The sequence below is a fragment of the Cellvibrio fibrivorans genome (genome assembly GCF_031457055.1).
Classification (GTDB): Bacteria; Pseudomonadota; Gammaproteobacteria; order Pseudomonadales; family Cellvibrionaceae; genus Cellvibrio; species Cellvibrio fibrivorans.
Map to the genome: position 1 here is coordinate 223,027 of NZ_JAVDVX010000004.1, position 14,099 is coordinate 237,125.

General features: G+C 47.8%; 14 protein-coding genes. 1 reads left to right on the top strand and 13 read right to left on the bottom strand.

Annotated elements, in window-relative coordinates:
* Window positions 1-10: 10 nt before the first annotated feature.
* From J2X05_RS12260 to J2X05_RS12290, 7 genes are read right to left on the bottom strand one after another with little or no spacing between them, the layout of a single operon-like run.
* Entirely contained in the window at window positions 11-1,438 is a 1,428-nt protein-coding gene (locus J2X05_RS12260) for an ATP-binding protein (protein WP_310072836.1), read from the bottom strand.
* Window positions 1,435-2,094, bottom strand: a complete 660-nt coding sequence (locus J2X05_RS12265; protein WP_310072838.1) for a response regulator — start codon at window positions 2,092-2,094, stop codon at window positions 1,435-1,437. Before J2X05_RS12265 ends, J2X05_RS12260 begins: the two co-directional genes overlap by 4 nt.
* 15 nt (window positions 2,095-2,109) lie before the next feature.
* Window positions 2,110-2,796: a tetratricopeptide repeat protein gene (locus tag J2X05_RS12270; RefSeq protein WP_310072840.1), complete on the bottom strand. Its 687-nt coding sequence runs from the start codon at window positions 2,794-2,796 to the stop codon at window positions 2,110-2,112.
* A 10-nt stretch (window positions 2,797-2,806) separates the two neighbouring features.
* Window positions 2,807-3,652 (bottom strand): SDR family oxidoreductase, encoded by an 846-nt coding sequence (locus J2X05_RS12275; RefSeq protein ID WP_310072841.1) that lies wholly within the window; start codon window positions 3,650-3,652, stop codon window positions 2,807-2,809.
* Window positions 3,653-3,683: 31 nt separating this feature from the next.
* Window positions 3,684-4,355, bottom strand: a complete 672-nt coding sequence (locus J2X05_RS12280; RefSeq protein WP_310072843.1) for an iron-containing redox enzyme family protein — start codon at window positions 4,353-4,355, stop codon at window positions 3,684-3,686.
* On the bottom strand, window positions 4,342-5,883 hold the full coding sequence (locus J2X05_RS12285; protein ID WP_310072845.1) for an AMP-binding protein: 1,542 nt from the start codon (window positions 5,881-5,883) through the stop codon (window positions 4,342-4,344). The genes J2X05_RS12280 and J2X05_RS12285 overlap by 14 nt, the downstream gene beginning before the upstream one ends.
* The gene (locus J2X05_RS12290; RefSeq protein ID WP_310072847.1) at window positions 5,873-6,628 is read right to left on the bottom strand and encodes a thermostable hemolysin; all 756 of its coding nucleotides are present in this window, start codon (window positions 6,626-6,628) and stop codon (window positions 5,873-5,875) included. The genes J2X05_RS12285 and J2X05_RS12290 overlap by 11 nt, the downstream gene beginning before the upstream one ends.
* Before the next feature lie 176 nt (window positions 6,629-6,804).
* On the opposite strand from J2X05_RS12290, the gene J2X05_RS12295 reads away from it, so the two are divergent.
* Window positions 6,805-7,989 (top strand): TMEM43 family protein, encoded by a 1,185-nt coding sequence (locus tag J2X05_RS12295; RefSeq protein WP_310072849.1) that lies wholly within the window; start codon window positions 6,805-6,807, stop codon window positions 7,987-7,989.
* Between the two features lie 117 nt (window positions 7,990-8,106).
* Here the strand turns inward: J2X05_RS12295 and J2X05_RS12300 are convergent, their stop codons facing one another.
* The 6 genes from J2X05_RS12300 to J2X05_RS12325 form a co-directional block, all read right to left on the bottom strand.
* The gene (locus J2X05_RS12300) at window positions 8,107-8,700 is read right to left on the bottom strand and encodes a porin family protein (protein WP_310072850.1); all 594 of its coding nucleotides are present in this window, start codon (window positions 8,698-8,700) and stop codon (window positions 8,107-8,109) included.
* 130 nt (window positions 8,701-8,830) lie between these two features.
* Entirely contained in the window at window positions 8,831-10,420 is a 1,590-nt protein-coding gene (locus J2X05_RS12305) for an ABC-F family ATPase (protein ID WP_310072852.1), read from the bottom strand.
* Between the two features lie 176 nt (window positions 10,421-10,596).
* A complete protein-coding gene (locus tag J2X05_RS12310) occupies window positions 10,597-11,022 on the bottom strand; it encodes a type 2 periplasmic-binding domain-containing protein (protein ID WP_310072853.1) in 426 nt (141 codons plus the stop codon).
* Between the two features lie 14 nt (window positions 11,023-11,036).
* Entirely contained in the window at window positions 11,037-12,200 is a 1,164-nt protein-coding gene (locus tag J2X05_RS12315) for a DNA topoisomerase IV (RefSeq protein ID WP_310072854.1), read from the bottom strand.
* A 141-nt stretch (window positions 12,201-12,341) separates the two neighbouring features.
* Window positions 12,342-13,289 carry a tetratricopeptide repeat protein gene (locus J2X05_RS12320; RefSeq protein ID WP_310072855.1) on the bottom strand — a complete coding sequence of 316 codons (948 nt, stop codon included), beginning with the start codon at window positions 13,287-13,289 and terminating at the stop codon, window positions 12,342-12,344.
* A 383-nt stretch (window positions 13,290-13,672) separates the two neighbouring features.
* On the bottom strand, window positions 13,673-14,098 hold the full coding sequence (locus tag J2X05_RS12325; protein ID WP_310072857.1) for a type 2 periplasmic-binding domain-containing protein: 426 nt from the start codon (window positions 14,096-14,098) through the stop codon (window positions 13,673-13,675).
* Window position 14,099 lies beyond the last annotated feature (1 nt).

Sequence of the window (14,099 nt, forward strand, 5' to 3'; positions counted from 1 at the left end):
TGCTATGCAGTTAATTATTGGTTTCATTGGTCGCGGCCTTGTGATCAAGTGATTTATTATGATTCGCTTTTTTTGCATCGGCATCTGTTACAGCGCTGGCAACAAAGGTTACCATCACCAGCAAACCTTGACCGTAGCGCGACTGCGTTAAGGCAATATGGGCAGCATGTAGATCGACAACCTGGCGCACAATGGATAAGCCTAACCCACAACCAGGTGTTTTTGAGTTGTGGCGATCACCACCCAAGCGATAAAAGCGATCAAACACCCGCTCGCGTTCGCCATCGGGAATGCCCGGTCCATTATCCATTACCTCCAGCACTACATCCCGACCACGCAACCAGGTATTGATAGCAATTCGTCCCCCATCGGGGGTATATTTAATCGCATTGCCCAATAAATTATTCAACAGGCTGGCCAATGCAGCGCGGTCACCGGAAACCCAACATTCATCGCCATTGAATTCTATATGATGGTGTTTTAATTCCAGCGTATCACTCTGCTCAACAATCGCCTGTTTTGCCAATTGGGTTAAATTAACCGCTTCAAAGGTTCCCATAAAATGATCAGGGGCGGTGCGGTTGAGCAATAAAATTTGCTCAACCAAATAACTCATCCTCTCGATTCCCTGCTTTAACTTTATTACCGATGCTGGCTCCGGTTGCAATTCATGAAGTAAGTTTTCACAGTGGATTTTTAACGCGGCTATAGGTGTGCGTAACTCGTGCGCTGCATCGCCCGAGAAACGTTTCTCGCGCGCAAAGGAAGCATCGAGGCGGCGCAATAAATCATTGGCCGATTGTGCCAGCTGCACAAGTTCTGCGGGCATATCCTGCTGGTCGAGCGAGCGCAAATCCGTTGCTTCGCGCTGACGTAGTTCGCGCGCTAAATTTGTCACGGGTTTTAATCCGACGCCGAGTACCCACCAGATAATCAGGCCAATAATTGGAATAGCCAACACCATAGGGTAAACGGCCTGTAAAATCATCGACTCTGCCAATCGGTAACGCTGGTCGGCGCGCTCCGCGACAATAAACCAACTTTTTTGATCTGCGCTGGGTGCTACCAATACATGCCAGCGATAGTGATGAAAATTAACAAAACGAAAACCTTCCACCAAAGGCACTACTACTTGCTCAGGCATGGCGGCTGATCGCGCCAACAATTTTCCATCCTGAGTGACCCATTGAAATTCCAATGAAGCTTCTGCGTCTGAGGTGCGTGCAGGAAAGAGTAAAACATCCGCACGCGCGCTAGTTTGTTCGCGCCATTGCGGAAAGGTGTAATTTAATAAATCCACTTGCTGCAGCATTCGTTGGTTAAACAAACGTTCAGCTTCATCCATACTGCCTAAATAACCGCGCAACGCCGCTGCAAAATTAGCGAGTGTGACTATCGCTAATAACACTATGACTAAAAATCCACGAATGGATTTCATTGGCGCGGCACCATATAGCCAATACCGCGTAGGGTACGAATAAAATTAGGGGGTAATTTTTTGCGCAAATTGTGGATGTGAACTTCAATTGCATTGCTGGCAACTTCATCGCCCCAGGAATACAACTTTGCCTCCAGTCCTTCGCGGGTTTGGATAACTCCGGCATGTTCAACCAGCGCTTTTAACAACATATATTCGCGTCGTGATAGCACGAGCGCAGCGCCATCTAACAAGACTTCATGATGTGCCGTATTTAAACTCAGCGGGCCAATATTAATTAGTGATGATGACGAGTTACCCAGACGGCGCTCCAAAACACGCAAGCGTGCAAGTAATTCATCCAGTTCAAAAGGTTTGGTGAGATAGTCATCGGCACCGGAATCCAGACCAATGACTTTGGCGTTTGTGCTATCGCGCGCGGTGAGGATGAGCACTTGTGTGGGCAATTTTTTTTGCCGCACGACTTTTAAAACTTCGATGCCATCTATATCGGGCAAACCGAGGTCGAGCAACATAATATCCGGCGGCTCTGCCACCACCTGCGTACAGGCTGCTTTGCCGGTGGACAACCAATTCACTGCAAAACCTGCTCGCGATAAAGCACTGACTATACCTTCCGCGAGCAGTTCATCATCTTCGACTAACAATATTTGCATTGATTTATTAATCCATCATAAATGTTTTTTCGCTTTGGCCATGGCTGCGGCAATTTCACCTTTGCGCCCCGCATCAGCAGATTCACGCCCCGGGCGAGGTGCGGCCTTAAGTGCTTTTTCAAACGCGGCAATTGCCTTCTTATAATCTTTCTGTTCCAACAGATAATCGCCGTAAAAGTAATTGGAGTCTATGCCATCAGGATTATAGCTCAAGCCTTTTAACAATAATTCTTTGGCTTTTTTATGGTCGCCAAAACCCACTGGCCAACCCGGAACTTGATAATAGAGCGAGCCGAGGCTGGTATAGGCCGAGCCATTCATCGCCGCAGGGTCCATTTTAATTGCTTGCTCCAGTAATTTTTTTGCTTGCTTAACCTGATCTAACGCACCCAAACCACCTTTAGCGCCAGCATAAGTCGAGCGGATAATCGCCTCCCAGATCAAATAGGGCGCACGGGTATTGGCAGCGCGCAACTGTTCCGCTTCCACAACCAGACTGGCAAATGCTTTTTCCTGCTCGGCTTCCGGGGTTTGATATTTAATTTCCGCCCAGCGCGTTTGCAATTTCTGGATATCGGCAGCCTCTTCGGCATAACCAGTTAATGCGAGACAAGAGAGTGCCGCGAGTGCAATGAATTTCAGTGTGGTGACTTTCAGTAAAGTGATTGTTTTAAAGAAAGTTCTCATCGTTGAATTTTTCATGGTGGTACCTTCAGGATAAATGAATGGAAATGTTATTGTCTGCGGTTGCAGAAGCCGATACAGGTTGTGCATGGCGGCGGATAATGGGTAATTGGCTGCGCAAGGCGTTATCGATAACGCGCGGAAATAGACTATTAATGCGCAAAAAAAGTCGCTCGGGCCAACCGATGTTGCGGTCATGCATGCGTTTGGCCGACAACATGAATTCCACCTGCGCAGCGACTACTTCCGGCTCATCCATTGCTGTTCCCAATTCGCGATTCATTGCATAAACCGCATCGCTATTGAGATTGGTGTTTGTGGCGCGTGGTGCCAGATGTGCAACTTGAATTTGACTGTCGCTTAATTCGCGCCGCAGTGCTTCGCTAAAGCCGCGCAGTGCAAATTTACTTGCGCAGTAAGCGCTAAACCCGGGGTAACCCAAACCGCCGAAACTGGAACCAATATTAACGATGCGCCCGGAATCTTTATTTAAAAAAGGCAGCGCCAACTGGGTTAACAAAATAGTTGCGGTAACGTTGGTATTGATTAACTGTTCAATGGCTTCCGGATCGTTATCTTCCAGCAGACCAAATAAATTGACTCCTGCACAATTAATTAACGCATCCAAGGGTTCTTGAAGCGCGAGCAACGCGGTGCGGATGGTGTCGCGCCCGCTGCGGCTGGTAATATCGGCTTGCAGTACAAAGCCTTCATTTACCAGTACATGTAATTCACGCGCAAGTGCATTCAGCTGCTGTGTTGATCGGCCTACCAAAATCAGGCGCGCGCCCTGAGCTGCCAGTCGCCGTGCAATTGCTTGCCCTATGCCGCCGCTGGCACCAGTCAATAAAATGAGCTTACCTTTGAGTTTCATTGTGTGCTCCTCTGTACGAGTGGCGTTTTCATCATGCTGCTTGTGCAATGGTTTGCTGCTCAATCGACCGGAAAATATTGCCGTAGAGAGTGAAAAACATTTTTGCAGCATGAACTATATCCTCCTGATCTTTTTGCTCAGTCAGGCCGTTCATTAATTTCTCAAAAAACACCATGTGCTCCAAATCCAGGCTGCCGTGTGAACGCAAATAGGAGAAAGCTTTGTTCGGCAAACCTAAATGCTTCTGGATAATATCGGCTGCCTGACTTGCCAAATTAATGCTGGTACCTTCAAGCACAAACACCATGCCAAAAAAGGCCATAGGGTTGTTGCGCATTACGGTGTCGTAAGCGTAAGCGACCATCAATTCCGTCGCTGCATTGGGGCGGCCATTGCGCACGGCTTCTTTGTCTGCATCACAGGCAGCGATATCATTTAAGATCCACTCCTGATGACCCAACTCTTCTTCAATATATTCCGCAATGGCTTCGCGATAATGTTCTTTTTCTGATGGCAAACGGCTACCTACTGCCATCAATAACGGAACTGTATGTTTTACATGGTGATAAGCCTGGGTTAGAAATTCGCGGTATTCATCCAGGCTAAATTGGCCAAGGCCAATGCAACGTTGAATAATCGGAGCGCTTAACAAATAATTGCGCTCAGCTTGTGTTTCGTTTTGCAAGCGTTCAAAAAATGTCATAAACAACTCCTGAGGGTTGTTGTGAAGAGGATGGCTGAGTAGTGGTGTCGGAATAAATTGCCGCAATCGCATTCAGGTACTGGCCAAGAATGGCTGCACGGCGCAAACGGCCATTGTCGGTAAGCAATTGGTTGGCTGGTGTAAAGGGGTCAGCGGCGACAATAAATTTTTGCACGCGCGCGTAATCCGGCAAGTGTTGATTAATGCGGCGGATATCTTGCGCAATTTGCTCAGCAATAATTTCTACGGAGGCGGGCACGATTATCGCGCTGCAAAAAGGTTGTGAATCACCAATCACCATTACCTGTGCGATTGACCTGCACAGCGACAATTCCGCTTCGATCCATTCGGGAGAGATATTGCGCCCGAAACTGCTGATCAACAGATTTTTTTGGCGTCCGGTGATAAAAACAAATCCTTCGCCATCGATGTAGCCCAAGTCCCCTGTGTCCAGCCATTCGTCTCGCGTCTGCGCAGCTTGACCGAGATAGCCGTTAAACACATTGCCACGCACTTTAATTACACCATTATCAATTTTTATATCGACATGATTCAGCGCTTTACCCACGCTGCCAATCTTGTCTGCAACGGGCGAATTCAAACTCACCACCGACGCGCATTCTGACAAACCATAACCTTCATACACAGGGATTTTCACTGCGCGCGCTTGTTCAATTAGTACTACCGGTGTGCGCGCACCGCCTACTGCAATAAACCACAGCGATGCAGGTAAACCAAAACCCTGTGCACTCGCGGCAACAAAACCCTGCAAAATTTGCGGCAACACAATCAGACTATTTGGCTGGTATTGATGCAGCGTTTGTAAAAGAGTTGGCAAGGATAATTGCGAGCTGCCGGTCAAACCCAGTGCAGCACCGGGCAAGACGACAACGCGTTTGCCGAGATAAAGTGGAACATAAACGCCTGCGACATTTTCCAGCAATGTACTTAAGGGTAATAAATTTAGATGGGTGTTTAGGTCGCTGGTGTTTATTCCGGAGTAGATTCTTTCAGCCAGAGCCAGCGTGACGTTTTCCAGTGCGGAGGTGGATAAACACACACCCTTGGGCGTTCCCGTTGTGCCTGAAGTAAAAGTGATTTTGGCAACCGACGTAATTGCCGCCGTGGTATCAGTTACATTTAGTTGATCGAGATAAATTGACGCAAGCGGTGAATTTTTTCGTTCGCTGATGTCGGTTATTTGCTCTATATCGCCACACACTAACAGGCAAGGTAATTGCGCTTGTGCAATCACATGTTGCAATTGTGTGCGAGAAAAAAAGCGTGGCAGCGGCACTAAGGTTATGCCGGCTTTCCAAGCAGCGAGGTCGGCAACAACCCACTCGATGGAATTCTCGCCCCATAAACCGGCGCGACCAATATTCTGTGTGCTCAACCAGGTTGCCAACTCATCAATCTGCGCAGCGAGTTGTGCATAAGTGAGCTGTGTTGTCTGGCCCGTTAGCGCAATTTTTTCTGGTGTGCTACTAGCGTGCTGGTAAATAGCGGCAAGAATTTTATTCATCATTCAGCTCCGTAGAATGTGCAGTGTCCAGCGCTGTTAATTGGTTGGCCGCACGCAGTTGCGCACAGATTTTTTCAATCGGACGGCTGATAGCAGCAACGGTTGCGCGATACATTGGGTTTTTGCGTGCGGCGGCCATCGCCGGGCGGTTATCACCAAACATGACTTGTGGATTGTTGGTGTAATAGCTGCCCCAGCTGGCGCCACCATCGGGCAATCTCGCGGGGTCAGCTTCGGCCAGCACGATGGGTGAATAACGCAAGCGTGCGAGCAGCGCTTTGACTTCGCGAGTGCCCGTAAACATCACATAGTTATAACCCAGGCGCTCCATCACTTCACCAATCACTATAAACAGTAATAAGCTGCTGCCTTTCCAGGTGGACACTAAATTGCCGACTTCAATAATTTGATCGCGTGCGACTTGCATGCTGAGTTTTTCGCTAATTACCTGTTCAACCGGCGCATTCAAATATTGTTCAGCAAACACCTTGCCGTTACCGGCGGGCGCCAAGCCCACGGCCGCTGAATATTCACCGCCGCAGCGCAGGCTGATAAGGTTGGGCAGAAAATGAGTAACCTCGGCGTGATGCACGCCGGCAAAGCGGTCGTGAATATAAGCTTCAACCACTGCACGTTCAGGTGAGCTGGGAGTATGCAACCCAAAACGGGGAATGCGGATCTGCGGCAGGCGCGGCATATGCCAGCTAGCTATGGAGGCTTCAGGTAGGGTAGCGGACAGATCTTTCATACTGCATCCTCGGATTTGGGATTTCTTAGGATGTAGATTAGGGAAAGAAACTTAAGGGAAAATTAAGCCAGGGAAATTACGCCAGAAAAGAAAAATAATTGCCTGAAGCCAATCAAGCTGTTAACAATACGCAGCCGTTAACCAGTCTTAATAATAACGAAAGCAAGGAGAACATCATGGGCGATAGATTTACCGAAATAACTCACACATCCTGGTTTAGCCGAATTGGATCATCAATTAAAGGGTTGCTGTTCGGCATCCTGTTTATTGTTATTGGTGTATGCCTGCTGTTCTGGAATGAAGGGCGTGCAGTCAAAACTCACAAAGCACTGGTGGAGTCGCAGGGTCTGGTTGTTTCCATTAATGCGCAGGAGGCAGCGCCGCAGATGAATGGCAAGTTGGTGCATCTAACCGGTGAAGCCACTAGCACACAAACACTCAGCGACAATCTCTTGCCTGTGAGTGTGCAAGCATTGAAATTGCAGCGAAAAGTGGAAACCTATCAGTGGGAAGAAACATCGCACAGCGAAGAGAAAAAAAATATGGGTGGCGATACGGAAACCATCACCACTTATAGCTATGAAAAAGTGTGGTCCGAAAAATACATCGACTCATCCGCTTTTAAAAAACCTACCGGCCACCAAAACCCGGAAAAATGGCGTTACCAATCTGAGCTTTGGACAGCTGATCAGATTAGTATTGGCCAATACCAATTATCGGAAACCCATAAAAATAAGATCAATAATTTTCAAACCCTGGTAATCCCACGCAACATTGAATTACCAAAAGGTGTGGCGCAAAACAGCGATGGCTTTTATTACGGGAAGGATGAGCGGCAACCCAAGATTGGCGACCAACAAATCTCATTTAGTTATATTCCCGCACAAACCTATAGTGTGATCGGCGATCTCGTGGGGACAACGCTCACGGAACATATCGCTAGTAATGGACGTTCAATTGCCTTATTGCAAGCGGGCATGCATACCGCAGATGCCATGTTTGAAAAAGCCAAAAGCGACAATGCAACTTTGACCTGGATGATTAGATTGGCAGGCAGCCTATTGCTGATAATTGCATTCAATATGATTTTCAAACCCTTATCGGTACTGGCAGATATTGCTACGCTATTTGGCAATATCGTTGCGATAGGCACAGGCATTGTCAGTTTTTTATTGGGAATTATTTCGGCGTTAACTACGATCAGTATTGCGTGGATTTTTTATCGCCCGCTCGTGGGGCTCGTGCTTTTAGTTGTTGCAGCCGGATTGGTTTATTTGCTGAAACACAAATCAAATCAAGTAGCGAAACAATCACTGCGTCAACACTCCATCGACGAACCCATACGCGCTGCGGGAAATTGATATAACAATAGCGGCAACGCTTAGGATTATAAGCGCCAAAAAAATCCCGCATTTATTTCCATAAATGCGGGATTTTTCTAACTGAACATCATCCATTCAGTTTTCTACGTGCACAGATTAGAACGTGAACTGCAAACTCACACTGGCATAGTCAACATCCATATCAATATCATCCGGCTGCAGAACGTTGATTTCATCACGTGAGATTTCGAAATTAAAACGCTCATACTCAACACGCAAATCCAAATGTTCGGCTAGACGAAACTTGGTGCCGACCCCCCAGAATGTCTCATCACCATCTGAATCGCTACTGGTAATGAATTCGGATGTATCGATATTCGTGTCTGCATCCCACCACATTTGCCCGCCTTTCGCATAGATTGAAAAGCTTTGCGAAATCGGCAACTCAAGAATCAAATCTAGCGTTTTACCTTTGATATCAATATCAAACGCTTCATTACCGGATTCGTCAAAATCGATGTAGGCTGCTTCAATACCAATAAATTCGTTTATTTTAAAAACGGCGAAGGCTTTTTTCGCCGCTTCCTCTTCATCAAAATCGCCATCTTTCAACTTGGTCAAACCGTAACCGCCACCAATGGAAAACTCGGGACTATATTGCCAGCCATTGCCTGACGCCCTGTCTTCTTGCGCAACAGCAGCGGTTGACAATGCACTGACACATAAAATGGCTAATAAATTTTTGTTCATAGTGATAACTCCATTAATTTAAAAGACGTCATCACAATATAAAAAACTATTTTTTTCGTCTGTACGTTAACGCACTCAAAAAAAAGCCCGCATGTTGCGGGCTTTAATCGAACCATTGCGCGAGCAAATATTACATAGTGTAAATACCTTGGCTGCGCAAATAATCTTCATAGTTACCGTGGAAATCGATCAAGCCTGTCGGTTGCATATCAATAATTCTGGTGGCCAGTGACGAAACAAATTCGCGGTCATGGCTGACGAAAATCAACGTGCCGGGATAATTTTCCAGCGCGAGGTTTAAGGCCTCAATCGATTCCATATCCAAGTGGTTGGTGGGTTCATCCATCAACAATACGTTGGGGTTTATCAGGCTGAGTTTGCCAAACAACATGCGGCCTTTTTCACCGCCGGATAATACTTTTACATTTTTCTTTACTTCATCGTTGGAAAAAAGCATGCGACCCAAGGCACTGCGCACTAATTGCTCGTCGCCTTTGGTCCACTGTTTCATCCAATCAAACACAATTGCATTATCGGCAAAATCAGCAGCATGATCTTGCGCGAAATAACCTATTTCCGCCTGCTCCGCCCATTTCACTGTGCCCGCGTCAGGTTGTAAGTCGCCATACAAACAGCGCAGTAATGTGGTTTTACCGGCGCCGTTCGGGCCGATAATCGCGATACGCTCACCCGCTTCTACCTGCATATTTAAATCAGTGAATAGTGGACGGTCGTAACCCTTGCTGACACCATCCAGGGTTACCGCTTGACGGTGCAATTTTTTGTTTTGGGTGAAGCGAATGTAGGGGCTGACGCGGCTCGATGGCTTGATGTCATCCAACTGGATTTTATCAATTTGTTTTGCGCGCGAGGTGGCCTGCTTGGCTTTGGAGGCGTTAGCAGAGAAGCGGCTTACGAACGTTTGTAGCTCGGCAATTTGCGCTTTCTTTTTCGCATTTTCGTTTAATAATTTTTCGCGCGCCTGCTCAGACGCCATCATATAGTCGTCGTAGTTGCCCGGATAAACGCGCAGCTCGCCGTAATCCAGGTCCGCCATGTGGGTGCACACGGAATTCAAAAAGTGGCGGTCATGCGAGATGATAATGATGGTGCTGTTGCGCTGGGTGAGCATGCCTTCCAACCAGCGAATGGTGTTGATATCGAGGTTGTTGGTTGGTTCGTCGAGTAGCAACACATCGGGATCAGCAAACAATGCTTGCGCCAATAACACACGCAATTTCCAACCTGGAGCAACGGCGCTCATCGGGCCAAAATGTTGTTCGATAGGAATATCCAAGCCGAGTAATAATTCGCCCGCACGGGATTCAGCGGTATAACCATCCATCTCCGCAAACGCCACTTCCAATTCGGCGACGCGCATGCCGTCGTCTTCGCTCATATCCGGCAAGGCATAAATGCGGTCGCGCTCAGCCTTCACCGCCCAGAGTTCGGTATGGCCCATGATCACGGTATCGACTACGGAAAACTCTTCGTAGGCGAATTGATCCTGCTTCAATTTACCCAAACGAACGTTGGGTTCGAGCATCACCTGGCCGGCAGAGGGTTCGAGATCGCCACCGAGGATTTTCATAAAGGTGGATTTACCGCAGCCGTTAGCGCCGATCAAACCATAGCGGTTGCTGTTGTTGAATTTGACCGAAACGTTTTCAAAAAGCGGTTTTGCACCAAATTGCATGGTGATGTTGGCGGTGGAGATCACGGGTATTTTCTCTGCGACTGTGCGACTAAAAAGGGATAGATTAAAGAGCAATAAGGATAAGTGGGTAAAAAAGGCGCGCATTTTAGCCTAATTACATCAGCTTAAGGGATTTTTGTGACGGATAAAAAATGCCCGCACGCGGCGGGCATTATGTACAACGGGTTTACCAGTAAAGATTAAGGCAGCTTGAAGACCACTTTCACGCTGGCATCAACTGCACTGGCGTCCACATACCCGATCATATTGGGGTTAGCAGCAACCAGTGCTTTTACTGCGGCATCGTCACCCGCGTCTTTGGGTGGCGTACCCTTGCCGGTGAAGACTAACTGCGACCAGTACGCTTTGTACTGGCTAGCGTTTTTCTTGCATACAGCTTCATTGAATTTATCGCGCGCCGCCGAGCCTTCATTTTGATTCACCGGCACAGCTTGGCCACCCGAGGGGAAGCTTTTGCTTTTGCCAAGGAACAAGCGTGATACATCATCTTCAGTTAGGGAATCAAAACCTGCTGATGGGTGCACAATAACGGCGACTTCGGCAAAGCAGAAGCTGGATAAGCTAAGTACAAGGCTGGCTGCCAATGATTTGAATACAGTTTTCATAGTAGCAACTCTCCTTAAAACACGGCTTGTAAGGCAACAGACAACACTTTCTGCTCGCCTCTTACATCATCAACATCATCGAGCTGCAACTTGAGCGCAGTACCTGAGGCAACATCCCAGCGGGTACCAAGACTGATAACGTCACGCTCAACATTGCGCGCAGCGGCGATGGCATCGAGAGTGCCAATCAACTGTGCTGTTTGGGCACTGGCGGGTATACCAGCCGAAAGCGCGGCAATTTCATCATCCGCTTTGGAGCCAGTCACATGGAACAGGAAATCCCCAAAGCGCAGGCCAACCATTACGTAGTCGCGCACGTTTTTAGCCAACATGGTTTCCTTGACTTCAAACTCTACGTGCTCTGCTGCCGCAACAAACATACCCGTGTCGATATTGAGACCTATCTGTGCAAAGGTGCCCTGATCGTCATCGATAGTGATGCGGGGTGCCAGATAGGCGAAATTTGTATCAGCCTCCAGTTGCGCTACAAAACCATCCAATGTCGGGCTAAATACGTCCACGGTCAGATCAGACTGGTGATAAGCGGCACGGAAGTTCCACCAATCTTTGCCAAAAGTAACAGCAACACCCATTTGGTTGCGCAGGCTGGCGTTGCCCTGGGTACCATCTTCAAAACTGAAATCGGAATCAAAGCTGCCGAAATAGGCCTGGAAGCTGGTATCGAAACTCCCCAGGGCTGCCGTCAGGTAATAGTCGATGCCATCAACACTATTAAACGGCAAGTAGTACACCTCGTTGGGTGCACTAATCCAGGGATAGGAATAGCCCACATCCAGGAAGTCTGAATACATGTACAACGGGGTGCGCAGACGGCCAGCGCGCACCTTGCCGTTGTCAGATGCCTGCCAGGTGAGGTAAGCCCATTCGGCATCCACCTGGTAGTCATTTTCACTGCGTGCGAGCAACTGGGCAGTTGCGGTAATTCGCTCACTCACCTTGCCGGTCACCTGCAAACCCAACAGGTTGCGATCAAAGGTTAAATCCTCTTCGCTATAACCATCGTAGCTAACGCTGGTTTCATCATCGACCATGCCACCACCAACCGACAAAAAGCCGGAGATGCCCACATCGGACGCTTGCGCAAGAGGCGCAAACATCACGCTCGCCATGGCAAGCGCGATGCCATGTTTTTTGTGTATTTTGTTAATTAAACTCATCAATAACCTCTCCTAAAGTTAGCCACAATTTTCCACAACACATTTCAAACAACATCAATCAGCCAATCGAAAATAAACCGCTTTCAGGATTCGCTTATGAATTTTTATGCGATGGTTTTTTATCGAACCTTCACTTCACTCTCACTGCTTTATAGTTGCACGCATTTCATCGAGCATTTTTTTTGCTTTGGCATTACCTTGGGCGACCGCTTTTTGTAGCCAGTCTTCTGCTACAGCGGAGTCTTTTTTTGCGCCTTTGCCAGTGAAATACATGTAACCAACAATTAATTGGGCCTCGTCATAACCCTGGTTAGCCGCCTTTAGATACCACTCGAATGCCGCTGAAATATTTTTATCAACACCCATGCCCTGGTCATACATGTAACCCAACATGTATTGCGCGTTGCGATTGCCCGTTTGGGCGACTTCATTAAACAGGGAAAAAGAGAGGGGATAATTCTGCGCTAATATCTGGCCATTCAGATAAAAATACGCAAGGGTGTATTTAGCATCGAGGTGACCTGCATCCGCTGCTTTGCGATACCATCCTAACGCGGCATCAATGTCCTGTTGAACACCATCACCTTTGTACAAAATATTGGCGAGTTCATATTGCGCATCGAGATTGCCATTAGCGGCGGCAGCCTTAAACCATTCAACAGCTTTGGTGATGTCTTTTTCGTGCAGCTTGCCCTGGTAGTACACGAGAGCCAATTCATATTGCGCTGCGAATGAGCCCTGTTCAGCCGCTTTGCTCAACCACTCGATGGCAGCGTCTGTATCCTGCTCAACGCCTTCACCCGCAAGGTACATCTTGCCAATCTGGTAACTCGAATCGATGTAGCCCTGGCTGGCAGATTTTTTAAACCAGGCCATTGCCCGACCGGCATCCTTGGGCATCCCCAAACCGTCCTTTTGCATAAGCCCCAGATAGTATCTCGCCTCCGCATTTCCCACCGATGCCAACTGGCGGAACTCTGCCAGCGCGATATCGTATTTTTGTTTCTTAAACGCTTTAATACCGTCAGTTAAGGTGGCGGAGGCTGCCATGCTAAATACACAACCAACGAAGATCAGAAACCATTTCATGTTCAAACATCCAGAGTGCTGTAGTGGTTTTATAGGGTGCAACTGCGTGCAACCTCTTATCCAAGGTACAAATAGTTTCCACGCAAACTCAGCCACAGCGAGGTTCATAGCGCGGCGATGAGGGCATGGAGGATTGAAGTTATTATTAAAATGGGGAAAAGCGCAGGCGTTAACTATTTGACCGACTTAGATATAGTCTTGTCGCATATATCATATTTTCATATGCAATCTAAATTGTCGCACAACTGGTTCTCGCATGCATATTTCAGTGCCAAAAATGTGTTTGGGTATACATTTTAGACGACTAACAAGGCCCCGCTTGATACGGGGTCTTGTTAACCAGTGGTGAATATCATCGTTATCAACCGTTCACCAGCCCACAGTCAAGGTATTTTGAATACCACCTTTACAGTCGCATCTACCGCTCCGGCATCGACATAGCCAATCATATTGGGATTGGCGGCGATCAAGGTTTTCACTGCGGCATCATCACCAGCATCTTTGGGTGGAGTGCCTTTACCGGTAAACACCAGTTGCGACCAATAGGCCTTGTACTGGCTGGCATTTTTCTTACAAATAGATTCGTTGAATTTATCGCGCGCGGCTGAACCTTCATTTTGGTTGACCGGTACCGCCTGCGCACCAGCGGGGAAGCTTTTACTTTTACCGAGAAATAAGCGCGCGACATCGTCTTCAGTGAGCGAATCAAAACCGGCCGACGGATGCACAATTACTGCTACTTCAGCCCAGGCAAAACTGGCAATACCGAGTGTTAAGGTTGCTGCCAGCGAACGAATACTTTTTTTCATG